Source organism: Hymenobacter profundi (assembly GCF_019334315.1).
Taxonomy (GTDB): Bacteria; Bacteroidota; Bacteroidia; order Cytophagales; family Hymenobacteraceae; genus Hymenobacter; species Hymenobacter profundi.
On record NZ_JAHWGL010000004.1, the window covers coordinates 20,965 to 47,308 of the forward strand.

General features: G+C 56.9%; 18 protein-coding genes. 4 read left to right on the forward strand and 14 right to left on the reverse strand.

Annotated elements, in window-relative coordinates:
- Window positions 1-116: 116 nt before the first annotated feature.
- Window positions 117-1,091, forward strand: a complete 975-nt coding sequence (locus KYK14_RS02110) for an AAA family ATPase (protein ID WP_185281502.1) — start codon at window positions 117-119, stop codon at window positions 1,089-1,091.
- Between the two features lie 16 nt (window positions 1,092-1,107).
- Here the strand turns inward: KYK14_RS02110 and KYK14_RS02115 are convergent, their stop codons facing one another.
- Together KYK14_RS02115 and KYK14_RS02120 are read right to left on the reverse strand one after the other, a co-directional pair.
- Entirely contained in the window at window positions 1,108-2,394 is a 1,287-nt protein-coding gene (locus KYK14_RS02115) for a lipopolysaccharide biosynthesis protein (RefSeq protein ID WP_219156553.1), read from the reverse strand.
- Entirely contained in the window at window positions 2,391-3,578 is a 1,188-nt protein-coding gene (locus KYK14_RS02120; RefSeq protein ID WP_219156555.1) for a glycosyltransferase, read from the reverse strand. Before KYK14_RS02120 ends, KYK14_RS02115 begins: the two co-directional genes overlap by 4 nt.
- A gap of 124 nt (window positions 3,579-3,702) precedes the next feature.
- Between KYK14_RS02120 and KYK14_RS02125 the strand changes: the two genes are divergently transcribed.
- Together KYK14_RS02125 and KYK14_RS02130 are read left to right on the forward strand one after the other, a co-directional pair.
- Window positions 3,703-4,590 (forward strand): YicC/YloC family endoribonuclease, encoded by an 888-nt coding sequence (locus KYK14_RS02125; RefSeq protein ID WP_208306599.1) that lies wholly within the window; start codon window positions 3,703-3,705, stop codon window positions 4,588-4,590.
- Window positions 4,591-4,966: 376 nt separating this feature from the next.
- Entirely contained in the window at window positions 4,967-5,461 is a 495-nt protein-coding gene (locus KYK14_RS02130; protein ID WP_185281498.1) for a hypothetical protein, read from the forward strand.
- Window positions 5,462-5,614: 153 nt separating this feature from the next.
- On the opposite strand, the gene KYK14_RS02135 is transcribed toward KYK14_RS02130, so the two are convergent.
- The 11 genes from KYK14_RS02135 to KYK14_RS22380 all read right to left on the reverse strand — a co-directional run bounded on the left by KYK14_RS02135 (window position 5,615) and on the right by KYK14_RS22380 (window position 23,475).
- Window positions 5,615-6,961 (reverse strand): M28 family metallopeptidase, encoded by a 1,347-nt coding sequence (locus KYK14_RS02135; protein ID WP_219156557.1) that lies wholly within the window; start codon window positions 6,959-6,961, stop codon window positions 5,615-5,617.
- Window positions 6,949-7,365: a VanZ family protein gene (locus KYK14_RS02140; RefSeq protein WP_219156559.1), complete on the reverse strand. Its 417-nt coding sequence runs from the start codon at window positions 7,363-7,365 to the stop codon at window positions 6,949-6,951. Before KYK14_RS02140 ends, KYK14_RS02135 begins: the two co-directional genes overlap by 13 nt.
- A gap of 1 nt (window position 7,366) precedes the next feature.
- Window positions 7,367-7,747 carry a glycine cleavage system protein GcvH gene (gcvH, locus tag KYK14_RS02145; protein WP_219156561.1) on the reverse strand — a complete coding sequence of 127 codons (381 nt, stop codon included), beginning with the start codon at window positions 7,745-7,747 and terminating at the stop codon, window positions 7,367-7,369.
- 284 nt (window positions 7,748-8,031) lie between these two features.
- Window positions 8,032-15,480 carry a T9SS outer membrane translocon Sov/SprA gene (gene sov / locus KYK14_RS02150; RefSeq protein WP_246601641.1) on the reverse strand — a complete coding sequence of 2,483 codons (7,449 nt, stop codon included), beginning with the start codon at window positions 15,478-15,480 and terminating at the stop codon, window positions 8,032-8,034.
- A gap of 33 nt (window positions 15,481-15,513) precedes the next feature.
- Entirely contained in the window at window positions 15,514-16,119 is a 606-nt protein-coding gene (gene ruvA, locus KYK14_RS02155) for a Holliday junction branch migration protein RuvA (protein ID WP_219156563.1), read from the reverse strand.
- A 133-nt stretch (window positions 16,120-16,252) separates the two neighbouring features.
- Entirely contained in the window at window positions 16,253-16,648 is a 396-nt protein-coding gene (locus KYK14_RS02160; protein WP_219156565.1) for a hypothetical protein, read from the reverse strand.
- A 96-nt stretch (window positions 16,649-16,744) separates the two neighbouring features.
- Window positions 16,745-19,027 (reverse strand): NADP-dependent malic enzyme, encoded by a 2,283-nt coding sequence (locus KYK14_RS02165; protein ID WP_208306594.1) that lies wholly within the window; start codon window positions 19,025-19,027, stop codon window positions 16,745-16,747.
- A gap of 188 nt (window positions 19,028-19,215) precedes the next feature.
- Window positions 19,216-21,153: a LysM peptidoglycan-binding domain-containing protein gene (locus KYK14_RS02170; RefSeq protein WP_219156567.1), complete on the reverse strand. Its 1,938-nt coding sequence runs from the start codon at window positions 21,151-21,153 to the stop codon at window positions 19,216-19,218.
- A gap of 65 nt (window positions 21,154-21,218) precedes the next feature.
- Window positions 21,219-22,658 carry an Asp-tRNA(Asn)/Glu-tRNA(Gln) amidotransferase subunit GatA gene (gatA, locus tag KYK14_RS02175; RefSeq protein WP_219156569.1) on the reverse strand — a complete coding sequence of 480 codons (1,440 nt, stop codon included), beginning with the start codon at window positions 22,656-22,658 and terminating at the stop codon, window positions 21,219-21,221.
- Between the two features lie 136 nt (window positions 22,659-22,794).
- Entirely contained in the window at window positions 22,795-23,178 is a 384-nt protein-coding gene (locus KYK14_RS22375) for a Sec-independent protein translocase subunit TatA/TatB (RefSeq protein ID WP_219156571.1), read from the reverse strand.
- Window positions 23,179-23,187: 9 nt separating this feature from the next.
- The gene (locus KYK14_RS22380) at window positions 23,188-23,475 is read right to left on the reverse strand and encodes a Sec-independent protein translocase subunit TatA/TatB (RefSeq protein WP_219156573.1); all 288 of its coding nucleotides are present in this window, start codon (window positions 23,473-23,475) and stop codon (window positions 23,188-23,190) included.
- 323 nt (window positions 23,476-23,798) lie between these two features.
- Between KYK14_RS22380 and KYK14_RS02190 the strand changes: the two genes are divergently transcribed.
- Entirely contained in the window at window positions 23,799-24,740 is a 942-nt protein-coding gene (locus tag KYK14_RS02190) for a GAF domain-containing DNA-binding protein (protein WP_219156576.1), read from the forward strand.
- 267 nt (window positions 24,741-25,007) lie between these two features.
- Here the strand turns inward: KYK14_RS02190 and KYK14_RS02195 are convergent, their stop codons facing one another.
- Complete coding sequence (locus KYK14_RS02195; RefSeq protein ID WP_246601642.1) at window positions 25,008-26,342, reverse strand: murein hydrolase activator EnvC family protein; 1,335 nt, start codon at window positions 26,340-26,342, stop codon at window positions 25,008-25,010.
- Window positions 26,343-26,344: the final 2 nt, after the last annotated feature.

Consider the following 26,344-nt stretch of genomic DNA (forward strand, 5'->3'; position numbering starts at 1 on the left):
CCGTTCAACAACGAGACAGAAAATGTTGTGTCTCTACCAGTAATAGCGCAACTTTCTGCGTTACACGTTCTGCTGCCGTATCTTTCGCGCCTTCTTATTCCTGCCCTTCACCGCCTATGTCTACCCCAGATCCCGAATACTACCGTCAGAAAATTCAACAGGTTTTTGCCGAAGTGGGCAATGTGGTGGTAGGCCAGCAATACATGGTCAACCGGCTACTGATTGGCTTGTTTACCGGCGGCCATATTCTGCTGGAAGGTGTGCCGGGTCTGGCCAAGACGCTTACCATCAGTACACTATCTAAAGTGCTGCACCTGCACTTTCAGCGCGTGCAGTTCACGCCCGACTTGCTGCCTTCCGACCTCATCGGCACCATGATTTACAATCAGAATCAGTCGGAGTTTGAGGTAAAGAAGGGGCCGATTTTCGCCAACCTGGTACTGGCCGACGAGGTGAACCGCTCGCCCGCCAAGGTGCAGAGCGCCCTGCTAGAAGCCATGCAGGAAAAGCAGGTGACCATCGGCGAAACCACCTACCCCATCGATCTGCCGTTTCTGGTGCTCGCTACGCAAAACCCTGTGGAGCAGGAAGGTACCTATCCATTGCCCGAGGCCCAGCTCGACCGTTTCATGTTGAAAGTGTACGTCGACTACCTTAAAAAAGCCGATGAGCTGGAGGTGATGCGCCGCATGGCCAACATGAGCTACGTGGAAGCCGTGCAGCCGGTGCTCACTAAAGAGGACATTTTCGCCATTCGGACGCTCATCAATCAGGTGCAGATTTCCGAGACATTGGAGAAGTACATCATCGAACTAGTGTTTGCCACCCGCAAGCCCGCCGAGTACGACCTGGCCGAGTATGCCCAATACGTGCATTTTGGGGTGAGTCCGCGGGCCAGCATTGCCCTGCACCGCGCCGCCAAGGCCGTAGCTTTCCTCAACGAGCGCGACTACGTGCTGCCCGAAGACATTAAAGACGTGGCCACCGACGTGCTCAACCACCGCATCCTACTCAACTACGAAGCCGAAGCCGACGGCATCCGCACCCAGGATTTCATCGAAGCCATCCTGCGCAAAGTGCCGATCAGCTAACAGCAGTTCACTTTTTCTAAACCTTCGTACCGCGCTGCGCCAGAAGCCACTTGCGCCAGAGCGCCACGCCATACGCGGCGTCGGCGGGCCCGGGCAGTAGGTGGCGCAGGCCGGTGCCAGTATCGCGCAGAAACTGCCAGAGTAGGTAGAGAGCCGATACCGAATAAGAAAGCGACATCGCCAGTGCCGCTCCCCGAATCCCGTAGCGCGGAATCAGCAAGAAGCAGGCTGCTAGGGTCACCAGTACGCCTAGCCCCGCCGCCACGTTGTTGACGCGGTAGCGCTCCAGGCCGCTGAAGTAGGTGCTGCACATAATATTACTAGCCACCGCCAGTATGCCCGGTGTGAGGCACCAGAGCACGAGCCGCGCGGCCCCAAACTCGGGGCCAAACAGGCGCGTGAGTACCACCGTGGGTAGTGCGCATAGCGCCAGCAAGCCTGCGCCGGTTGCCAGCAGCGTGAGCCGTGTCGTGCGAAGGGTAGGGGCCAATTGCGCCTGCTTATCGGTAGCGTGCACCAGGTCAACATATTGAATAAGAGCAGTGCTGCGTGGAATCAACCACAACGCTTCGGCCAGCGACACGCCTACGCTTAGAACCCCTAAGGATCGTACGTTGGCATAATGCGCCACAAAGTAGTAAGCTAGGCGGTAGTTGATAAAAGTGAGAATGTTGGAAAAATGCGCACCGCGGCTATGATACGCCAACTCCCGCACCACCTGCCGCAGCGACTGTCCCGTGCGCCAGCGGTCAGGAAGTTGCCACAAAGCCCCAAAGCTGAGCAGTAAAGGCAGACCGTATGCCAGGTAGGCGGCATAGTAATAAGCATCTACTGTGCGTTGCAAATTGCCTATAAAAGCTATCAGCAGGCCACCAGCCAGGAGCAGCACTTGCCCGATAGTCAAGAGATTATATGCGGTTTCGCGCTTGCGCCCGAGCAGTAGAGAGGTGTTTGTTGATAATAGCGCCTGGCATATCGTCACTACTAATAAATGCGTTAAGTAGGCAGATGCTACCGGTCGAAACAACCCTACGGCCAGGGTGCCCACGCCGCAAACTGCCACTGCCCAGCCATAAGCCGGTACCAACAGCTTCCAGCTACTATAGCGCGGCGAAAGGTAGATAAGCGAAGAGCCGCCCAACAGCCCAATAAACAACAACACCGCAGCACAGTCCGTCACAAACAAACTCACGGCCCCGCGTCCGGCTGCGCCCAGGTAGCGAGCCGTGAGCCATACCACCCCAAAGCTGAGCAATGCCGTCAGCAGGCGCGTCAGGAAATGGTAGGCGATGCGGCGGATCATGCGGGTAGTATGGCACGGTAAAGTAGTGCAAATTGCTCTCCTACGGCTTCGTAGCTGAACTTTTCTTCTACACGAGCCCGCATCAGGTCAGGGGAGAACTGTGTTGGATTTTCTAGGGCCGAGAGAAGGGCGTCGGCCAAAGCACCTTCGTCGCCGGGCGGTACTAGCAGGCCGAAGCGGCCGTCGGCGGGTAGTAGCTCGGGCACCCCGCCTACCCTTGTGGCCACGGCAGGCAACCCACTGGCCTGCGCTTCAATCAGCACACAAGGCAAATTCTCATAGTTGCTGAATAAAACCAGACAGTCGGCCTGCTGCATTTCGTGGGCGACGGCAGCAGAAGGAAGTTTCCCTAAAAACCGTACTGTGCCGTCCAGCAAGCCAAGCTGTTGAGCCGTCTGCAACACGTGCGCTTCATCGGGTCCGTAGCCCGCCACGCGTAAGCTGATATCCGGCTGCTCCTTCAGGCGCGCCAGTACCCGCAGCAAGCCAGTCAGGTTTTTGGCTGCTTCGTTGAAGGCTGCTACATGCAAGAGGCGTCGCCCGGCACGTCTGGGGTAGGGTAGGGACGGACGAAACAGCTGCGTGTCCACCACATTCGGAATCACAACGGTATGCGGATTCGAAATTCCCAACGCCTGCATCGCCTGACGTAGGTTGTCGGATACCGTGTGCAGCGCCGCCGCTTGCGCTACTACGTGGCGGGTGAGCCACTTGCGGAGCATACCTATGTTTGTCGCCTTAGCCGGCAGGTACAGCGTCCAGTGCTCAGTGATGAGGTAGGGAATACCATGTCGCGCCCGTAGCCACCACGCAAACAGGCCCGTACGCAACAATACGTGCACGTGCACCAGTTGCGGGCGCTGCCCGTTCCAGTGTTGCACGGCTTTTCGGTAGCCACACCCTACGCACCAGTAATATAGAATCAGCTTCAACAGCTTATCTATCAAACCCAAGCCTGTTGGCCGGGCGCGGTAGTAGTAGCGCCAGGTAGGGGTAGGGCCTGCCATATCGACTTCGCCGACAACGAGGTGGGGTAGGGGACCACGGGCTACGGCGGCAAACACCACGGCGGTCTGCGCGTGGGGGGCAATGGCCGCCACGTGCCGCGCTACAAAATCACCGTCCTGGTCGTCGTAGCGGTGCGGGTACCACTTGGGTAGCATCAGCACGCGAAGTTTGGTCATATGCTGCAAGCTACAGGGTTTTAAACAGCCAAGGCAAGCCCACAGGACCCAGAAAAGACCAGCCCGGCGTAGTTAGAAGCGCCGCAGTACTTTTGCACCGTTTCACTCTAACTGTCTTCCTACCATGCTCCTGTCCATGACCGGCTACGGCATTGCCCACCGCGAAACCGACCGTTACACCGCCACCGTTGAAATTAAGTCGCTCAATTCCAAAACTTTGGACCTGAGCCTGCGCCTACCCCGCTTCCTGCAAGACCGCGAGTTGGAGGTGCGTAACTTGTTAGCTAAGAGTTTAATTCGTGGGAAAGTCAACCTGAATTTCGAAGTGAGCCGTACCGCCGGCGCCCGCGCTGCTACCATCTTCAACCGCGAAGCGCTACTGGCGGCCTATCAGGAGGTGAAAACCATAGCGGAAGAACTAGGCCTGCCTGCCAGCGAGGAAACCTTGTTGGCGGCCCTGCGTCTACCAGGCGTGCTGGCCGGCCCCGATCAACTGGCTGAGCCGGAAGTGGAAATCACTTGGGACGAGCTATTGCCGCTAGTGCACGAGGCGCTGGAGCGCATCAACCAGTTTCGCCGCGACGAAGGCCAGGCCCTGACCACCGAAATTCTGGGCTATATCGACCACATTCGCGTAGCCCTGGCCGACGTAGAGCGCCACGACCCGACGCGCATTACCCAGGTGCGGCAACGCCTGCAAAACCATCTGAGTGAGCTAGCTGCGACGGAAAATTTTAATGCCAGCCGCTTCGAGCAGGAGGTGCTGTACTACATTGAGAAGCTCGACATTGCTGAAGAAAAGGTGCGCCTCATCAACCACCTGCACTACTTCACCGAAACGGTGTACTTGCCCGAACCTACAGGCAAAAAACTCGCCTTCATTTCTCAGGAAATCGGCCGCGAAATCAACACCATTGGCTCGAAAGCCAATGATTCCACCATTCAGCATCTAGTGGTGAGTATGAAGGAGGAGCTAGAGAAAATCAAAGAGCAAATAAATAATATCCTATAAACTATAGGTTCTCTTGCACGGTTTAGATTGATTTTTATAGTACTTTTAAATGATAACAAATTTATATTTTGATGCGTATTTACAGTACTTTATTAATGTTGTCTACTATCTGTGTATAATTAACGTAAAGATTTATGTGCTTATGATTGACGTTTTTAGATGAAATTGGCAGGATTTTAGGAGATGAGATGCAATAGCATAAAAATATTTCTTTTGGACAAAACTTGTCTTTAAGATTATTCGTAGTAAATTGTGCTAATCAAGCAGGGGTCGTTTTTATAACAGACCCATTATTCTTTTGAAATTCATCTTTTTTCAAGTAAACGTTATGAAAAAAGCTTTACTACTTCCGTTTCTCTGCCTGTCTATGCTTTTGATGGCAGCTCGCCCGTTCGCCGAGGTAGAGCTTATTAAGAAGCGCGTGCTAAGCGAGCGGGTTGAAATTCTCATTCCCAAAGGCTTCGAGGTGATGAGCGAGCAGCAAATGGATTTCAACTACGGAAGTGCCCAAAGCCGCCCGAGTGTTATCTACACCAACAGCAAGGAAGCCAGCGTTGCCTTCACCTACACCGACAACGCAGCTGATCAGGACATGATCGACATGTACGCTGAAACGTTTTACAAGACGTATACCAAGCAGTTCAAGAACGCTAAGTGGTTTTCAAACGGCGTGCGCGAAATCAATGGCCGTAAGATGGGCTATATGGAGCTGATGAAGCCGGAGCTGGGCCACGAGGTATATACGCTGGTGTTCTTCACCGATGTGGAGGGCAAGCTGCTCATGTGCACCTTCACCTGCGCCGACCGCCAAAAGCCCGAGTGGGAAACGGTAGCCAAGCAGATTATGGGTTCCCTGCGTACCAACGGCTAAGAATAAGCACGTCAGCCGAAGAGTGTAAAAACCACTAGCACGTCACCAATCGGTGATATGCTAGTGGTTTTTGTGCGTATCAGCATGACCGTAGCGCGTTTCGGCAGTTGCTTCGAATGATAGATCAATACGCTCTTGGGTTCGCCTGCTTACTTAAAATGAAGCCAGAAACCGAGTAATCAACCTGAACACGCCGGAAAAAGCCGTTAGGGGTAGGGCAGCAGCCTGGTCGTGCACATCGTGGTAGGCAGTAGGGCCGCCACGGGTGTAGAGGAAAAAGGCAGGCACACCGCTTTCGGTGAAATAATAATGGTCGGAATTGGCTGCCTTGCCGCGGGCTGCTACGGAAGGCACAAAATGCTCGGCCTCGTTGAGCTGTTGCAAGCGCTGAAAAGCATCGGGCAAAACACGGCCATTCACCACGGTAATGCCTTCTTCACCAGTACCCAACAAGTCTAGGTTGAGCAAGAACCGGATGCGGGTTAGGGGCACCAACGGGTGCTGCACGAAGTAGCGTGAACCAACTAAACCAGCTTCTTCACCACCAAAGGCAATGAATAATACGGAGTAAGCCGGCCGGTTTTCGGGTCGAGCATAGTAGGTGGCCAACTCCAGCAGCATGGCTGTGCCGCTCGCATTGTCGTTGGCGCCGGGAAAGTAGGCGCGGCGGCCCATTGTGCCCAGGTGGTCGTAGTGCGCCGTAACAACCAAGAACGAATCGGGCTGGGTGGTGCCGGGCAGCATCCCAATCAGGTTTTGGGTTTGGTAGTCGTGTTTCAGTTCTGCATCTACCCGTACAGCTACCTGCGCTGCTAGGTCATCTTGTTTAGCAGCATACTTCTGCCAAACTGATTCCAAAATATCTAGGCGTACTTGGCCAGCCTGCGTGGGAGCCAGTGAGGCCGTGAGCTTAGGTACTAGCGTGAAGCGTAACGCCGCCGAGTCGAGGTGCTGCTGTAGGGGTAGGGGAAGGGTAGCCAAGCGAGGTACGTCGGCGCTACGGATTGCCACGCCGCCCCCGTACCAGGGGCGTTTCAATAGGCGCTGCTGGGCCGCGGCATCTGTGAAAACCAGCGTATCGAGGCGAATAACGGGTGCCGCTGAAAACGGTCCGCCTATTTTGCCTGACCCTGATTCGGGAGCGGCAATAAACTCCTTGCCCGGCTGCAACTGGAGGGAGCGGCCCAGCATCGGAAACCGCAGCATGCCGAAACGAAGCTCCAATTGCAGCTTCCCCGGAAAGGTATTTACATCCAGCGGAAACGACTGGGTATAGTCAGGTGCTAAGGGCTGCAAACCCAGCTGCTGGAACCGCTGCCGCAGATAGGCAGCGGCTTGCTGGTCGCCGTGGCGTACGTAGCCGCGGCCGTGCATCTGGGGTGCGGCGAGGGTAGCTATGGTTTGGCGCACGCGGGCCATGTCCTGCGCCAGTGCCGCGAAGGGTAGGAGCCCTACCCCCAGCAGCAGCCAACGGCGCCCGGTGGCCATCAGGCCTGCCACCAGCGCCGCAGGAGCCAAGCCGCGCCCAGGCCCGCCACAGTGCCCAGTGTGTCGCTGATGAGGTCGGACCATTCGCCTTGGCGGCCCAAACCCATAGTTGCCTGTAGTACCTCAATCAGCCCCCCAAACAAAGTGCAGCCAACGCCTACCCATAGCAGTGCCTGACGGCGCAGGGTAGGGAAGCGGCGCTGCCGCCGAGCCGAGATATAGCTGGTGAAAGACAATACCGCGAAGACGCCTGCGTGGGCAGCCGTGTCAAACGACAGTAAATCCCAGTGCGGTGTGTCGGGCATTTCCTGGGCTGGCGTGAGGGTCAGCACCAACACCAACGCCGCCCACGTGGCCGGCACACCAGCAAAGGCGCGCGGCGACGCGGGCGGCGTTATGCTCGTTGAAGCCGTCAACTTAAGCGCCTACGATTTCACCATAGGACTCAGCCGTCAGCAGCTCGTCCAACTCAGCGGCGTTGCCTATCGACATCTTGATCATCCAGCCGTCACCATAAGGGTCAGAGTTCACCAGCTCGGGGCTGCCGTCGAGGGCGGGGTTGATTTCTAATACGGTACCGGTGAGGGGGCTAAACAGGTCCGAAACCGTCTTCACGGCCTCTACCGTCCCAAATACGTCGTTTTGGGCTACATCCTTGTCCAGCGTGTCAATGTCTACATACACGATGTCGCCCAGTTCTTTCTGCGCGTGGTCGGTGATGCCTACGTATGCTACGTCGCCTTCAACGCGCACCCATTCGTGCTCTTTGGTATACTTCAGTTCAGCGGGGAGATTCATGCAAAGCCAGGTTAAAATGAACAGCCCCCAAAAGTACGGGAAAAGGCGAAGAGTGGAATGGTGAAGGGGTGAGTTTGTGAAGGGGTGAAATAGGGAGTGATGAGTTTGTGAAGTGGTGAATGAAAAAGCGTCTGTCATCCTGAGCGCAGCGAAGGACCTTCTCACATAAGAACGACAGACGTACCAACGACTCGTTTTACGGGCATAAGGTCTTTCGCTGCGCTCAGGATGACAGACGCTTTTTCATTCACCACTTCACAAACTCCCCACTCCCCACTCCCCATTTACTGCGACAGGCTATAGCGAAGCTGGATACCACCTTCGGTGGCGGCGTTGCGGAAGGAGTTTTGCACGCGCGGAGCCGTAACGGTGCGCGTGAAGTAGAATTGCAGGTTCAGACGCTGGTTGAGGGTGTAGTCAATGGTAGGGCGCAGCAGCACCTGGCGGGTACCGCTAGTGACCAGGCTAAAGGGCGTGCCCACATCCGACCCGTCTACCACATCCTCGATAGTACGCTGGATGATGGTATTGTCCCGAATCGACATATCCAGGCGGGCGTTGAGCTGGTTGCGCAGCACCTTCTGCTCGCCCCCGATACGGAAAGGCAGCTTCAGGCGGTCCGTCACGTAGCCAAAGCCTATCACCATCTCGGTGGTATGCAGCTCCGTTACCTGGGCGTTGATGGTGTTCAGGCCTACGTTGCGCGTCACGCGATACTCCAGGTTGCCGGATACCTTTTGCAGAGTCTGGAAGTTGATACCGATCAGCGGGGCCAGCTGCTCCGAAATCGTCACCTGCCCTAAGATATAGTAGGGAACAAACAGGCTGTTATCGTTGGTAACGGTTGAAAATGCGTCGTCCTTGGGCGCAGCAGTGTACAGCGTAGAGGTAGTGTAGCTGTTGATGCTGTAGACCGAGGTATAGGCGTGCTTGAGCGTGACAGAGCGGAAATAGCGCTGCACAAACGGCAGCTGTGCCAGGCCGTTGTACTGAATAGTCCAGTTGGGCAGCGGAACTTTGAACTGTTTGGTCGGATTGAATCCCTTCGCCTCGTAGCCGTCCGACGACTTACCGCGGTAGGCATCTAGGAAAGCGGGTAGCAGCACGTCTTGCGAGTTGTAGCTGTACACGCCGGGGGCAGCATTGGCAGCAGTCAGACGGTCGTACACAAAGGCCCGGTTCTGCACAAAGCGGTTGAAGGCTTTGGAAATCGTACCCTCCGCCGACCGGTCGCCGAACAGCGTTTGGATGGAGATGAACGAAGTGCTGAACGATCCCGACCCCAGTGGGTTACTTGCTGCAGCTACGCCACCCGGTACGGGTAGCAGTGTTTCTTCATCAATGGTCCGACGGTAAAACACCTCCCGGTTACGAATTCGCTGTTGGCGCGCGTCCAGCTGAATGTTGAAGTCGCGGAAGGGTTGCAGGGAGGTGCGCAGTGTCAGATTATCGGTGAGCAAGGAGCTGAGCGGCGTATTCAGCAGGTCGCTGCGCTCCGTGTACCACCCGTTGCTGGCGGCGCGCTGGTACAGCATATCAAGATCTGTAAAGTTACTGTACTGCTTGCCCAGGATGAATGGAATACCCGGCGCATTAAACGAGTTATTCATCCCAAAAAACTGCGTGCTGGGCAGGTAGCCCGGCAGCAGCGTACCGTTGCTGCGGGTGTAGGTGAAGTCCAGGGAGCGGGCCGTCATCAAGGAACGCAGTACTGCTTTCAGCGCCCGGAACTCCGGGGCTTTGCGGGTGGTATCGGCGGGGGCGCCAGCCACACCAGGGGCGCCGGGCGCGGTAGGCTTGGGCTTAATGATGCGGCCTTTCTCGTCGCGTTGCACGGGTGGGGGCGGCGGGGCGTTGTTGATGATGTTGAGGAAGCGCACTTTGTTGTAGAGCTTCACCAAATCAATCTTACCCGTACCGCTCAGCTCGCCGTTGTTCTGAATGGTATTGCCGAGGGTAGTGCTATCGGAGGCCAGCGGGCTGTTGGGGTCGCGCAGCACGCGCAGCGCCGTAGAAGCCGCCTGCCAGGTGTAGTTGGCCGAGTAGCGCGCATTGATAGATACCCAGTCGGTGAGCGGGAATTTATCCAGCGGCACGCGCCACGTTACGGCTACTAGTTGGGTGAAGTTGGTAGTGCGGCCCCCGCGCAAGAGGTTGTCGCGAATCAGGTCGCGGTTCTGCTGGGCCTGATCGGAGCTACCCACGGCCCGGCCTACCCCTTCATCCACAATCGCGCGGTTGTTGGCCGTATAATCCAGAATCAAGGATTTGGTCAGGTCCCACTTCAGATCGTAGATGCGGTTGAAGTAGAAGCTCTTCTGGAAAATACCTGCGCCGGTTGAAACAGGAAGGGTACCAGGTTCCAGCACACGCTGTAAAAACCGCTCGTTGTAGCGCCGGTCCAGGTCAGCCCGGAACGAGAAGCGCGAGGGTAGGGGAGTGAAGTTCACTTCCTGCAAAAACTTCAGGTAGGGCGAGTCCAGCGCCTTTAATCCTGCTAGCGGCGTGTAGTTCTTGGGCGTGGTTTGGTACACGTAGGCCAGCGCCCCCGTGAAGGTACGAGTGTAGTCTTTGTCGGTATTGATGTCGGTGTGCGTGCGCTCGGTAATGGCATAGCTCACCGCAAAGTTCTCAATATCATAGGGGCGCACCGGCTTCTGCGGGTCGGTGCGCTCCTTATGCGCGTTTAGAACACTGATGCTGCGCTGGCTGGTTTGCGAAACGACTTCCTTCTCGTACTCGCGGCGCAGTTCTCTATCAGAGCCAAATTTTTGCAGCGACTGGCTGAGCTTGGTATCAGGATCCAGCGGGTCGTACTCGGGCTTGCTGACCTCGGAGCCCGCCTGCACCAACACAGGCAGCCGTAGGCCCAGCTTCTCGGGCAGGAACCTGTCGGCCGCGATGGTGGCATTCACGTCACCGCGCATAATGTCGCTGGTCGTGCGCTGCTGGAGCTTATCCTGCAAGCCACCGAAGCCCGAGGTAACATAGCTGCCCGTAGCCGTCACGTTGGCCACGTCGGCTAGCTGAGTGTTAAAGCGGGCTGTGGCGGCCCAGGCACTCTTACGGTCGAACTCAAACACCCGGAACTCATCGGCCCACACCGTCACCGACTTGCTCACGCCGTTGTCCAGGGGGTTGAAAACGCCAATCATGGCACCCTGCACCTGTGAGAAGTCGGGGTTGCCTACTACCGTGATGGTAGCCCCAGTGGGCAAGTTTTCAGTATAAGTAAAGGGAGTAAAATAAAACTCTGACCCCAGATTATTCTGAACGGCAACGGCATTACGGGCCGCTTTGGCATTGATAAAATCCTGGAACGCCACCTGAATCTGGTTGGCATCAGGCCAGATTTCGGAGGTAGTCGATGCGCCCGTGCGGGTGATTTGCAGGGGCAGCGAGTACTCGTAGTAGTTCTGGGTGTAGTCGGTGCCGATGCGGATAAAGGCGCGTACGTCGCCATCGTTCACGTTGGCTTCCTGCGTTTCGGCGTGCAGGAACATCCGCAGTTGCTTGTACCGCAACAGGCTGATCTGGATGTTTTTGTAGGCAGCCTTGCCGTAGCCGTCGCGTAGGCCGTCCACTGTCAGGCGTAGGCTTTGCTCGTTTTGCCGGCGGTTCACGGTGCTGGAACCATACTCTTGGTCGCGCTGAATGCCGGGCGGCAGTACGTACGGAATGGCACCCGACGTATTGGCCGAGGCGCCGTTTTCCTCCAAGCTCACCGTCGAAATAGCAAAGCCCTCAGCATCGGTATCGTTGTTGAGTACGGGCTGGCCGGGGGTAGCAATGGTGCTCAGGAAGCGGCGCCACTGGTTGGCCACAAACTGCGGCTGCACCAGGCGTAGCACCACCGGCTGCTGCCACTGCGTGAGGTAGAGGCGCACAAACCGGATGGATTTGAAACCAAACGGCTGCCCATTAGGCGTGCCGCGCACAGCCGAATACTGCCGCACCGGCACCCGGAACTGGTACCACGACACCGACTCGCCGTTGGAGCCGGCAATGGTGCGCGTCACCTTGTCCACGATGTAGTTCTGACCCACTACCATATTGTTGGGCCGGATTTGCAGACGGTACTCGTAGTAGCGCTCCAGGTCCGTCACCACGTTGTCGCGGTTCAGGTCTTCCTTGTCGGGGTAGGCGGTGGAGCTTTGGTTGGTGTCGGAGGTGGAGTTGCCCTCCATCCCGTTGTACTGCTTGTAGCGACCCAGAATATGGTTGCCGGCCTCGGTACCGTTGTATGCACCCGAGAGGTGGTGCAGGAAGTCGTCGCCGGCTGGGTCGTCCAGGGCCGAAAACGGACCGGGTACACCCAGCGCTTTTTCGGCGGTATTGTCTACCCCATCTAGGCCTACATCCTGCTGCGCCCGCGCCCCATTGGCTGCCGAGAACGCATCGGTTAAAAACTGCTGGGTGGTAGCCCTACCCCAAACGGTGTTCTGCGTCAGGTTGGCCGCGTTATTGGTGCCGTCGGGTAGGCCGTTCTCAAACTCATTGATGTTGTTGTTGCGCAACACATCTTCCGATACCGAGCCCAGGTTGATGTAGAAATCACCGCCGGGGTTGGTAGAAGCCACCGTCTCGTTCACCCCATCGCGAATGACGTTGTTGCCGTTGTTGCTCTGAATGAAGGGGTCCATCATCCAGAACTCAATGTACTCGACGTTGGCGTTGTCGAAGTCCGTATCGAAGGTGATTTCGCGGCTGATGGCGCCGTAGTTGCCCTGCGCCAGGCCGAGGGGTAGGGAACGGCCATCGGGGCCTACCTGCGGATTATAGTTATACTGCCCACGCTCCGTTGGGAAGTAAGCCAGGTCTAGAGGCAATTCAAAACCGTTGCCAGTAGCGCCCACGTCGCGGGCTGGGAAAATCTCAGTGCGCGGAATGCCCCGCACGTAGTGGTTGCGCAGCTCCTGCGTCCCAATGCTAGAAGGTTTGCTGGGGCCGTTGGAGTAGTAAGTCTGATCTACGGTGTACCAGGCCATCTTAGCGCGGCGGTAGGCAAATGGCAGCCCCTGCTCCTGCGACCCTTGGATGGGTAGGGGCGTCGTGCCCAGGCGCCACACCGTAGCCGAGTTCAAACCGGCCAGCGTGTAGGGCGTGCGCGCATTCTCGAAGTCATCGAGGTAGGACACGCCGTTTTCGCCGCGGCCCAGCTCCGTTTTGCCCGGCAGTAGTTGGGCAAACTCCCCACTAAAGGCCACCGACGACGGCGCCTTGGTGCTGAGGCCCGGTAGCATATCCAGGTACTTGGTGAGGGCCCGCGACTCGCGGCGCATGTTCACGTCGAAGCCGTAGATAGTGTTGTTGTTGGGCTCGTCGCCGATGGCTACGCGGTTGATGCCGGGGGCCTGGTTTTCAATCAGCTTCAGCATGGTAGCGCCAAAGTTGATGTCGGGGCTGAGGCGGTAGTCGAGACGAGTGCCAATAAGGCGGCGCGGCTGCACCTGCACCACCGCGTTTTTCTCGAAGGTGATGCGCAGCTCGTTGGCCGAATTGAGATAGCTCGGGTTCAGGATTTTCACCTGCGCCTGATCGTAGAACACCTGATAGTCAACCGTTTCCTGCAACAGCGTGCTCCCCGCATACACCCGCACCGAACCCTGCGCAATGCCAAAACCAGGTAGGCTAATCACGTCGGTAGACGTAGCCTGGTAGCGCCCGCGTAGGAAAAACTTGTCCTTGTCCTGCACCTGTTGGGCATCGCTCTGCACTTGATTATATAGGGCCGAGTACACGTACTTGTCGATCAGTCCCTGCTCGGTGCCGGCCACAAACTGGTTCTGCAAGTAATTGCCAAACGGCTCTACCTCTGGGAAGTAAATGCGCCCCAGGGTAGGGTCGATGGTGATGCCCGAGATAAAGTCGAAGTTGCCGTCGGCGTTTCGGTCGTTGTTGGGGTTCAGGTTATCGAGGTTGAGCACCTGAATCAGCGGCACGTTCTGCACGCTCTGCCCTTCCTTCAGCGAAATCAAGTCCACACCCGTCACATCGTCCTTGTACACCACTTGCAGCTGGAAGTTCTCGCGGTTGAGCTGCGTAGCATTCAGCGAGTACACGTTCTTCATCAGCAAATCCCAGGTAGGGAGGTTGCGCGTGAGCAGGTTGGGATTCTGCGGATTCACGTTGGGGTCGGCCAGGCCCACGCCGGGGTTGGTGGCCTTCAGCATCTTCAGGAAAATCACCTGATCGGCATTCACGCTGGCGTAGTCGTCCACCAGCTCGCCTACCTTGTATACCTGGCCGTTGTAGAGGTATTCGTAGCTCACGCCCAGCACCTGCTCGGGTAGCAGCTGCGTGTTCAGCGAAAGGTAGCCCAGCTGGGCATTGAAGGTATATTCGGTAGGGGCCAGCTTACGGGCACGCACCCGCTCGAAGTCAGTGGCTTTCACCAGCCCCAACGCGTTCAAAGAGTTGTCTACGGTGAGGTTGCCACGATCCCGGCGTACCTGCTCATATTCGGTATTCTGCCCGTTGCCGGGGGGCGTATTCGTCGTGCGGTTGCCGGCCAGGAACTGCGGGCGGTATACCCGGAACGGTTCGGCCAGGTCCATCAGCGTCACCACGTTGCGCAGGTCGGTGGCGGTGCGGTTGTCGTTGGTCACGTACACCTCCAAGCGGCGGATTTCAATGCCGCTCTGCACGGTGGGTAGGTTGCGCAGGGCCGCGTTGTACCGGTCGCGGAAAAACTGCGACAGGAAGAAGTGCCGGTTGTTTTCGTACTGACTGGCCTTGATTTCAAAGTTGCGGCTCTGCCCGCCGTTCTGCACCGTCACGGCGTCTTGCTGGCCGCGCAGGGTACTGGCTACGGCCGTTACGCCCAGGCGCCCGAATTGCAGCTGGGCTTTCACCCCAAACAGGTTCTGACCGCCCGTAATCAAGGAGTTGTTCAGGGGTAGGCTCACGTTGCCCAGCTCCACCTTCCGGATAATCTCCGTTTCGTAGCCCGTATAGTCGAGCTTCATGTTGTTCTCGAACTCGAAAGCCGCTTTCGTGTCGTAGTTGAACGTCACCCGCATCTTCTCCCCGATCTGGCCGGTGAGGTTCAGGTTCATGTTCTGCTCGTAGTTGAAGTCGCCGGTGCGCTGCTGGCGGAGCGTGAGGGTAGGATTTTCGTTGCGGTTGAAGCGCGCGCCCATGCGCAGCGTCACAGCGCCCTGGGGCCGGATGTCTACATAGCTACCCCCGAAGATGCGGTCGGCCATTGGGCCGAGGTAGATTTTCGGAATCAGGCGCTGGGCCGTAGCGGGCGTGTTGGCGCCGCCAGTTACACCGCCAGCGGCCTTTTCGCGGTAATAATCGCGCACAGCCTGCTGTTGCCGAAACCGCGAATACTCCTCAAACGTCATCCGACTCGGATTCCGATAGTCGATATCCGAACCTATTTTCTCGTTTAAGTCGTAGTAGTCTAAACTGTCGCTCGCCACTACCTCGGGTTTCACGTTGGCGGGCTGGTCGAGCAGCAGGGGCGAACGGCGCCGGGTAGGCGACGTAATACCCTGCCGGTCTGCGGGCGCCACTTTGGGGCGCGAGCTGGGCCGGTATCGGCTGGTATCGGGCAGCACCACGCGCGGGGTATCGGGCAGCAGCTGCGCCACCACGGGTAGGTGTGTCAGGAGCTGGTGCAACCGAGCAGCGTTGGTACTCAACGGCTTCGCCTGCGACCACCAGGTCACCAGCAACGCACACAGAACCAGCGAGGAGGAGAGGTGTTTCTTATCGAAGCTCAAGGAAGTGAAACGGCCGCACGGCCGGGAGGAACGCTAATGGGTCTTAAGAGCAAACTTAATCAATTCCTCTATGCTCAGCTCGTTGCCGTGCTTGTGCTGGATAGTATCCAACGCCTTTTCTGCCGCTGTCCGCGCGAAGCCCAGAGTCACCAAAGCCGCTAACGCTTCGGAGCGGTTGGTATTGTGTGCCTTGGCCAGTGGCACGGTATCCACGCCAGCTTTGGCCAACAGCTCATCCTTCCGCAACCGGTCTTTCAGCTCCAGCACCACCCGCTGGGCAGTTTTCGGGCCAACTCCCTTGATACTCTGAATGGAACGCACATCCTCGCTCACAATGGCGTGCCGAATTTCACCCACGCTCATGCTGCTCACCATCACAATGCCCGTGCCTGGCCCAATGCCCGACACCGAAATCAAGTGCATAAACAGCGCCTTTTCGTTGGGGTCCAGAAAGCCGTAGAGCGTGTTGGCGTCTTCCTTGATGTGCTGATAAGTGAAAAGTTTTGCCTTTTCGTTCTCGGTGGGCAGCTTGGAGTAAGTAGCCAGCGAAATCTTCACTTCGTAGCCAATGCCGTGCACGTCGAGAATGGCGAGGGTAGGGTCTTTATAGGCAAGCGTGCCGTCGATATAGGCAATCATAGCAGAGGGTGGGATGAGCTAGAAACAGAAAGTGCTTCTCTGTGAGTGGAAAGCTACGGATAAACACGTTTGGACACGTAATCTATCCCCAGCGAAAGAAAATAAGGGCCCCGGGTTGTGCCGAGTGCATTCTTTAATTCTCGCTTACTTCCGCGTACCAGATGGCCCAGGTTTCTTGTTTGGTGAGGTAAAAAGTAGCTACCACGCCCTGCACTGGCATTCGGAGTAAAATAGCCGCCTGCTTGTCGTCAATGGAAAAAGCTTCTATGGATAACAACGGCTCAGTAGGGGTCACCTTCACCCACCGCACCGGGTAGCGCCCTGGCAGCTCGAAATTGTCGATTGGGATAAACCGGCGGTTGTACACCACGGGATTCAAAAATCGAACGGAAATGAAGCCTTGCTGCTCAGCATGAGGCCGCGCGAAATTCCAGAGCTGCGGATTGGTCACTACCGCGCCGATAATGGCCCGTACATCGGCCTGCGGATCGGCGGGAGCTTGCCGGCAGCTGTTCAGGCATAGCAGCAATAAGCAGCAAACAACGAAACCTCTTATAAAAGGCACCGGCTTATCAATTTTTATCAAGCTATCGAAAAATTAATAAGCCGGTGCCTGTGCTGCTACCTATAGCTGCTGCCTACCCTTCGCCAGCTGCTGCGCATCGGCCACGGCTATGGCCGTGATGTTCACAATCTCGCGCACCGAGGCGCCCAATTGCAGAATGTGCACCGGTTTGCGCATACCCATCAGCACCGGCCCAATTACCTCGGCGCCGCCCAGCTCTTGCATCACTTTGTAGGCAATGTTGCCGGCTAGCACCGTCGGGAAGATGAGCGTGTTGGCACCGCCGTACTTGGCCAATTCCGAGAACGGGTACTGCTCCTGCAACAGCTGCGGATTTAGGGCGGTGTTGGCCTGCATCTCGCCGTCTAGAATCAGGTCGGGGTAGCGCTGCTTGGCTAGCTCCGTGGCGCGGCGCGACTTGTCGGGAACAGGGCCGGGGTTGGAGCCGAAGTTAGAATAGCTAAGCACGGCAATGTGTGGCTCGTTGTCGAAGAAACGCACGGTACGCGCCGCCAAGCCAATAATGTCTACCATTTCCTCGGCCGTGGGGTCGATGTTCACGGTGGTATCGGCGAAGAAGAATGGCCCGCGCTTGTGCTGGATGATGTACATACCAGCCACGCGCTTCACGCTCTCATCCACCCCAATCACGCGCAACGCAGGCTGAATCGACTTGCTGTAGTCCTTGGTCAAACCCGTAATAAACGCGTCGGCCTGACCGGTTTCCAGCATCATCGAGCCGTAGTAGTTTCGCTCGCGCATCAGGCGCTGCGACTCGTAGAGCGTGATGCCCTTGCGCTGGCGCTTCTGAAACAATAGCTGCGCAAACTCCTCGCGGGTCGCCTTTTCCTGGATGTTGTCGATGATTTCGCAGCCGGCAAGGTCCAGGTTGTTGGCGCGGGCAATTTCTTCCAGCTTCTGGCGGTTGCCCAGCAAAACGGGCTTGGCAATGCCCTCATCCACCAGCGTTTGGGCGGCTTTGAGGATTTTGTAGTTGTCGCCCTCGGCAAACACCACCCGCTTGGGGTTGGATTTGGCCGCCGACGTCACGCGGTTCAGTAGCTTCTGGCTCACGCCTAAGCGGCCGCGCAGCTCGTCTTCGTAGACAAACCAATCCGTAATCTGGCGGCGGGCCACGCCGCTTTCCATGGCGGCTTTTGCTACGGCCGGCGATACAGTGGTAATCAGGCGTGGGTCTAGTGGCTTGGGAATCAGGTAGGTGCGTCCGAAGGCCAACGTGTTGTCGCCGTAGGCTTTGTTCACGAGGTCGGGCACTACGTCCTTCGCCAGGTCGGCCAGGGCGCGTACGGCAGCCAGCTTCATGGCTTCGTTGATTTCCGTGGCCCGCACGTCCAGCGCCCCCCGGAAAATGTAGGGGAAGCCCAATACGTTGTTCACCTGGTTGGGATGGTCGGAGCGGCCCGTGGCCATAATGATGTCCGGCCGAGTAGCCATGGCCAAGTCGTAGTCGATTTCCGGGTTCGGATTAGCCAGGGCAAACACAATGGGATTGTCGGCCATTGTCAGCAGCAGCTCAGCCGGCAGCACGTTGGCCGCCGATAGGCCCAGGAACACATCGGCGCCGCGCATGGCCTCGGCCAGCGTCGTGACGGGCCGCTGGGTAGCAAAGCGCATCTGCATATCAGCCAGATCGGTGCGCTGGGGATTGATAACGCCGTCTTTGTCGAACACTACCACGTTCTCCAGCTTCACACCCAACTCCAAGTACAGCCGTAGGCATGACACAGCGGCCGCGCCGGCCCCGCTCACCACCAACTGCACCTCGTCAATCTTCTTGCCTACCAGTTCCAACGCATTCAGCAGGGCGGCCGAGGTGATGATGGCCGTACCGTGCTGGTCGTCGTGCATCAGCGGGATGTTCATCTGCTCACGCAGGGCCGTTTCGATGCGGAAGCATTCGGGCGCCTTAATATCCTCTAGGTTGATGCCGCCGAAGGTAGGCTCCAGGGCCTTCACAATGCGAATGAACTCATCGGGGTCCGTGGCGTCAATCTCAATATCGAAGCAATCAATACCCGCAAACTTTTTGAACAACACGCCCTTACCCTCCATCACTGGCTTGCTGGCCTCGGGGCCAATGTTGCCCAGGCCCAGCACCGCCGTGCCGTTGCTGATAACGGCTACCAGATTGCCCTTCGCGGTGTATTTATACACATCATCGGGGTTGGCAGCAATGGCCAAACACGGTTCGGCTACCCCCGGCGAGTAGGCCAGCGCCAAGTCAGACTGCGTACTAACGGGCTTGGTGGGCACTACCTCAATCTTACCGGCAGGCTCCTGGGAGTGGTAGTTGAGGGCGTCTTGTTTGTTGATTTTCAGCATGAGGTAAGAAAGGTGGGTGGCAAAAGTCGTGGGTGCGACTAAGGGGCAAAGGTAAGCTAGTGGCCGGCAAAGGTAGGCGCCACCGGAAAGAAAAGCGCCCCAGGCGGTAGGCCCGGGGCGTAGGGTAGGGTAATGCCTGGCATTTCCAACATTCTGCGCATCAAGCAGAATGTTGGAAATGACGTGCTTTAACTGGTTTCCACAATCAGCTTCTGGCCCGGCTTCACGGCATCCGATTTCAGATGGTTCAACCGGCGCAGTTGCTCCACCGTCACGCCTTGGTAGCGGCGCGAAATGTTATAGAGCGTGTCGCCGGGCTGTACTAGGTAGGTACGGGGCGGCAAAAGGGTGGGAGCAGCGGGCTTTGAGCGGGGCACTGGCTTATGAGCCGCAGCGGTTAGCACCGGAGCTGCCGGAGTTTCTTCATCGGCCTGCGCCACGTAGAGCGTCAGCTTTTGCCCCGGCATCAATTGGCTGGAAGCCGATGGGTTCCAATCCATCAACTGTGCCACCGTCACATCGTGGCGTTGGGCAATCTTGCTGAGGTTGTCGCCGCGCCGTACGGTGTAGAGGGTAGCAGCCGTATCCGCAGGCGCTGCCGATGCTACTGCTACTGGGGACGTTTCGGGTACTGCGGTAGGGTGTTCCTGATGGGTAGGGGCCTCCGTGCGTCGGGCAACGGACCGGGTAGGGGCTGCCGCTGCGGTAGCAATAGCTGCCGCTGGCGCAACCGGTTTCATTACCGCTACCGGCGTCACAACTGTGCCGTCTGCCCGCCGTGCCGATGCTACGGTGGGTAGGGCCTCCGGTACCTGGGCCGCTACCTTCGCATAAGTTGGGGTAGGAGTAGGTTGTTTTTCGGCGGGGGTTGGCACAAATAGCACTAATTTCTGCTGCGCCCGCAACGTCTGCTGGCGGCTGCTCAGCTTGTTCCAGCGTCGCAATTGGCTTTGCGAGACACCGTAGTTGCGGGCCACAGTAGCAATAGTCTGGCCCCGGCGCACCGTGTGCACCTTACGTTGCAGGCGCGGGGCTTCAGGTGGTGGCGCGGCGTCAGCCAGCATAGCCGGGGTAGCAGGCGCGCCGGCCATGTGCGGTGGTAGGGGCACTAAGGGCTGCGGCAACTCTCGCAGCGGCTGGCAGTAGGCAAACAGCGTAGACCGATCAACGTTAACTAGCTGCGCCCGGAGCGCCGAGGGTACCTGAATAACGTAGGAACGATACCCCGACGGCAAATACGCCCGCTTGATTTCCGGGTTATACCGCAGCAACGCCAACGAATCGGACAAGCCCACTGCTTGGCTGAGGCGGCGCAGGTCGAAGGCTTTACCGCGCAAGTGCAGCGTGTCGAGCGGCTCGGCGTACTGGTAACGAAGCTCGGACGAGTGCAGCTGGTGCTCCCGCGCGTACTTCATGGTATACATGATGGCCGTGAAGGTAGGCACGTAGTTGCGCGTTTCCTTCGGCATGTAGGGGTATAGGTCCCAGAAGTTCTTCTTGCCCGTGCGGCGAATTACGCGCTGCACGTTGCCTACCCCCCAGTTATACGACGCCAACACCAGCTCCCAGTCGTGAAAGACGCCGTAGAGGGCGCGCAGATATTTGCAGGCTGCTTCGGTGGCCTTTTCGGGGCTCATACGCTCGTCCACCCACTCATCGCGCACGAGGCGCCAGTCGCTGGCAGTAGGACCCATAAACTGCCACAAGCCAGTAGCGCCTACCCTAGATTTGGCCGTCGGAATCAAGGCAGATTCGACGACAGCCAGGTATTTCAGGTCGTTGGGTAAGTCGTATTTCGCCAGGTACTTCTCAAAAATCGGGAAGTACATATTCTCCCGCTCCAGCACGCGCTGCGTGTAGGCGCGGTTGCGTTGGGTGAAAAAGTTGACGTAGGCCAGCACCGAGTTGTTGAACACATGCGGCATGTCGGTTTCAATGCAGCCTACCCGGTCGCCCACCAGGTCGCGCAGCTCAGGGGGCGTTTGGGCCCACAGCAGCTTCACAGAGTCGACGGGCGCCGCTACCAGCGAATCGGGGGGTAGGGCCAGCAGGTTCACCTGCACGGTATCATCGGGAAGCGGGAGCGAGCCAATGGGCGGGGCGGGCAGCGTTTGTGCCGTTCCCATCCTTCCAAAAGCCAGAAATAACAACCCCGGTGCGGCTACCCGCTTCCACAACGACAACTTCTTCATCAGGGCAATGCGGGTGTTAAAGACTCAGCAATTGAATTGGCAAAGGCCAACAGGTGCTCTTCGCGGAATGCTCCGGCCAGTAGCTGCAAGCCAATGGGTAGACCTTCTGCATCGGTACCAGCCGGCACCGAAATAGCCGGCACCCCAGCCAACGACGCCTGCACCGTGAAAATATCGGCCAAGTACATTGCCAACGTATCCTTATTCACGTCGCCGATGTGGAAGGCGGTGGTAGGAGTGGTAGGCAGCACCAGGAAATCGTACTGGCGCAGTAGCTCGTCGGTCTTTTCCTTGATCAGGCGGCGCACCTGCTGCGCTTTGGTGTAGTAGGCGTCGTAGTAGTCAGCCGACAGCACGAAAGTGCCCAGCAGAATCCGGCGCTGTACTTCCGGTCCAAAGCCTTGGGCGCGGGTTTTCTTATAGAGCGATTCCAGATCGGTAGCATCCGGGGCGCGGTAGCCAAACTTCACACCATCGTAGCGGCTTAAGTTGGAGCTGGCCTCAGCGGTGGTCAGTATGTAATAGGTCGGAACGATGTAGTCCAGGTAGGGGAAGTCTACAGCTTCCACCACGTGGCCCTGGCTGCGGAGCAAGTCCAGCGCTTCTTCCGTGGCCGCCTTAATTTCCTCGTTCAAGCCCGGCCGCTCCAGACAGTCCTTGATGTAGCCGATGCGGTATTGCGCCGCCGGCTCCAGTTGCTGGCTGTACGCAGGCACTGGGTGGTGGCTCACGGTGCTGTCAAAATTGTCGGCTCCGGCCATCACTTCCAACAGCAGCGCCGCATCTTCCACGGAGCGCGTGAGCGTACCAATCTGGTCGAACGACGAAGCGTAGGCAATCAGTCCATAGCGCGAGATGCGCGAGTAGGTAGGCTTGAAACCCACCACACCGCAAAAAGCGGCTGGCTGTCGTACCGAGCCGCCTGTATCGGAGCCAATAGAGGCCAGACACAAATCGGCCTGTACTGCCACCGCCGACCCGCCCGACGACCCACCGGACACCCGGTCAGTGTCTAGTTCATTGCGCACGGGGCCAAAGTAGGATGTCTCGTTGGAGGCGCCCATAGCAAACTCGTCGCAGTTCTGGCGACCAATCAGAATAGCGTCTTCATCCAGCAAACGCTGTACGGCCGTGCCGGTGAACAAGGAGAGGAACCCATCCAAGATGTGGCTGCTGCTCTGCAACGCGTGGTCTTTGTAGGCCAGCACGTCTTTCAGGCCAATCACCATACCGGCCAGCTTGCCGGCCGTGCCAGCTTGCAGCTTGGCGTCCACGGCATCGGCCTGAGCGCGAGCCTCTTCGGACCACACTTCCAAGAAGGCGTTCAGGTGTTGCTTCTGCTGGATGTTATCCAGATAATACTCGACGAGCTGACGACAGGTGGTGGTGCCTGCCGTCAGCTCGCGACGAACTTCCGTGAGGGAGTTAAAACGTTTCAAATCGCTGGGTCAGTGAAGTGAAAAAAGAAATTGTCAGGAAATAACGGTCTGTTGCTGGCAAGCTTTGTAGGCTTGCATAAAGAACAGACCGCTACTTCCTGACAACTAAAGTACGGTTTTACTTTGAAACGACGACTTAGGAAGTCTGATCGAGGCGGTTAGATGTATGCTCTGGCTGCGGAGTCGGCATAGCCACACCACCATCCATGGGCGGTGCTACCGTGGTAGGAGGCACTGGCACCGAGTCGGTATGAGCTGGAGCGCCAGGAGCTGAAGCATAAGGCTGTTGGTACGGCTGCTGTGGCTGCTGGTACGATTGATTATGGTTGGGACGGCCGGAATTCTCGATTTCGTTGCGAATCTCCGACGAAGCGTCTTTGAACTCCCGAATGCCTTTGCCTAAGCCCCGCGCCAACTCAGGAATCTTATTGGCGCCGAAGAAAATGAGGATAACCACCATGATGAGCATTATCTCACCACCTCCCAGGTCTCCCAGGAATAAGAAAAGAGGCGTATTCATTGCAGTAGGTTAGTAACGGGGTTGAGTTGGATTCTGATGCTGATTGGTAGGCGGCGCTGGCTGGTCGCGGTAGGGCGGCTGGGTAGGCTGCTGGTTACCGTAGTGAGGCTGCTGAGGCTGCTGGTCGCGGTACTCGGGACGCTCCTCCTTCGAAGCATCCTTAAATTCCTTCACTCCCTGACCCAGGCCACGGAACAATTCAGGAATGCGTTTGGCACCAAAGAAGATGACAAGCACGAAGATAATGAATATGATCGTGCGGGGGGCAATAGCCAGAAACAGCGCGGTTAAGAGCATGGGCGAGGCCGCAAGGCCAGTTTGGGGTGGTAAAACTATAGCTACGCAACTGGCTATGGTTTAGGATTGGTAAAGGTACCCGATAATTCGCAAATCAGTTCCGATAACCAGTAGTTTTCCTGTTGGAGTCAATGCAGGCTAATCCTGTTCGGTAGAAAGTAAAGTAAAAAGTTGAGCGCTAAAAATCCAGCTTCTGCCGTGCTAATATCATAGTTCAACGATTACCGCCCGGCAATCCATTGATCAACTGATATCTTCGTTGCCCCCTCTATCTTACTAATCTTTTACCAGCGCATGCAATTCAGTAGTTTATCTGCACGCTAATGACAAAAAAATCATATAAGAGTCAATCCTCACTGATTTCAAATGACTCTGGCAGCCGGGAGGCTACGCGGTTAGAAATACTGCGCAACTATCAAATTCTGGATACGCCCAAAGAACAGGCTTTCGACGACTTGGCAAAGCTCACGGCCTATATCTGTGATACGCCAATTGCTCTCATATCGTTCATTGGCGCCGATCGGCAGAGTGTGAAGGCGGAGGTAGGAGGGGAGGGCCTGCACAATCTGCCGCGCGACATTGCCTTCTGCAACTATGTGATGCTGTCAGAAGATTTGCTGGAGGTAGAAGATGCCGCGAATGATGTTGATTTTCAATACAACCCGCTAGTAGTTGGCAAGCAGAAAGTGCGTTTTTATGTAGGTGCTCCTTTGCTTTCGCCCGAGGGCTACCCCTTGGGTAGTCTATGCGCCATCGATATGGTACCGCGCCGGCTGAACGAGCAGCAGCGCGAAGCGCTACGCATATTAGCCCGCGAGGTAGTAGCGCACCTAGAGCTGCGCCGGGCCCGGCTGCAATTAGAAAAGGAAAAAACGCAGCTGTTTGAACTGCTACGCCCAAGTACCAATAAGCCCGATGCAGCGGCGGCGGAAGAGCAGTACACAGAAATATTCGTGCGGCAGGAGCAAAAGCTGGTGCGCGTGGTTACAGCCGACATCACCTACGTAGAGGCCCTGGGCGATTACGTGAATATTTATACTGATCGAGAGCGACTTACGGTATACAGCACGATGAAAGAACTGGAAAGCCGGCTGCCTAATCGGGACTTTGCCCGTATTCACCGCAAGTACATTGTGTGTCTGGGCCGCATTATTGCTATTGAAACCGACACCGCTTTGTTTGAGACCAGCAAGACCACTACGTTGTCGTTGCCCATCGGCAACTCTTACAAGGCGGCACTTCTCAACCGGCTGAACTTGATATAGTACCGTTTCTGAATAGCATGGCTTTTATTCAGCGGCCGTAATTCGTGACTTTACCGAGCGAAAGTGTTGCTTCAGCGAAAAAGAAAGATATACTTATTGAGAATTATATAACTTTCCGGTAGTTATCTAAGACTTAACAAAGGAGCAGGCTATGTTCTGGAGTTGGAATATTGATAGCTAAGTTTGTTTTCATAGCTCGGAAAGACACCGTATTGTATACGGTGTTTTTTTTGTTCTGTAGGTTTTGCTGCGCTACTTCACCTAGCACTATTTGCGGCCCAGCCAATTTTCTGGGTTGAGATTAGCACTGTTGCGCCACAGCTGAAATTGCACTTCCGAGGTGCCTTCCGAGTTGGTTTGTACGGTACCAATAGTTGCACGGGCCTTCACTACCTGGCCTTCTTGCACGCTCACGGAGCGTAGCTTGGCATACACCGTGAAATACTCGCCATGCTGGATCATGACAATGTTGTTCATGCCTGGCACGCTGGATACCGTGAGTACTTTACCGTCGAAAATAGCTCGCACCGGTTCACCGGCATTCGTCTGGATATCTACGCCGCGGTTTTCTACTACTACGTTTTTGAGCACCGGGTGCGCGTGGCGGCCAAAGTGCTGGGAGATGAAGCCGCGTGCCACAGGCCACAGTAGGCGGCCCTGGTTGTCGGCAAAGGAAGAGGAGAGGGCGGCCGTTTCGGGGGTAAGCGTTACGCGATTTACCCGGCTGGCGGCGGCATCTTCCTCGGCGGCACTGGTGCGCGAGGTGCCACCCGCACCACCTCGTACCCCGCTACGAGCCGCATTGGCTCGGGCGGCACGAGCAGCGGCAGCAGCGCGGGCCGCCCGGGCAATTTCTTCGCGTACCCGTTGGGCAATCAGGTTGTCGAGGCGCTGCACGGCTTGCTGGCGGCGGGCCAGCTCTTGGCCCAGCTTTTCTTCTTGCTGGCTGAGCTTGGTTACTACCTGATCCTGCTGCGTTTTAAGGCTAATAAGGTTCTTTTTCTCCGTGAGCTGATTGGAAAGTAGTGTACTTTTCTGCTGACGCTGCTCATTAAGGTTCGTCAACTGGCGGCTGAGCTTCTGCTGAGTGGCACTGATTTGGGCGGCCTGGGCCTGCCGCACTTCGGAGTATTGTCGCACGTAGCGCAGGCGGCGCAAAAAGCTATTGAACGAATCGGCCGCAAACAGGAGCATGATGCGGTTGTAGCTATTCGCCGTTTTGGAGGCCGCGTAAATCATGCGGGCGTACTCGGCGCGCAACTGCTCCAGGCTTTGCTGGGTTTGCTGTACCTGGCCTTCAGTCTGGCGCACATCTGTTTCCACGGTTTTCAGCTCCGTGGAAATGTTGCGAATCACGCCCTGCTGCACGGTGAGCTTTTCTTTCAGCGCATTCAGTTGCCCAATAGAAGCCTGCTTTTTCTCTTGGGTTTGAGCCAAGATGCGGCTGGTTTCTTTGATGCGCCGCAGCGTAGTGCGTCGTTCCCGTTCCAACTGCGCTTTGCTTTTGGTACGGGTAGTAGAGCGCTTACGCTGTTGTGCCTGAGCAGGAGGTCCGCTCAGGTGTAACAGGAAGGCAGTAAGGAGTAAAATGTAAAAACGCAACG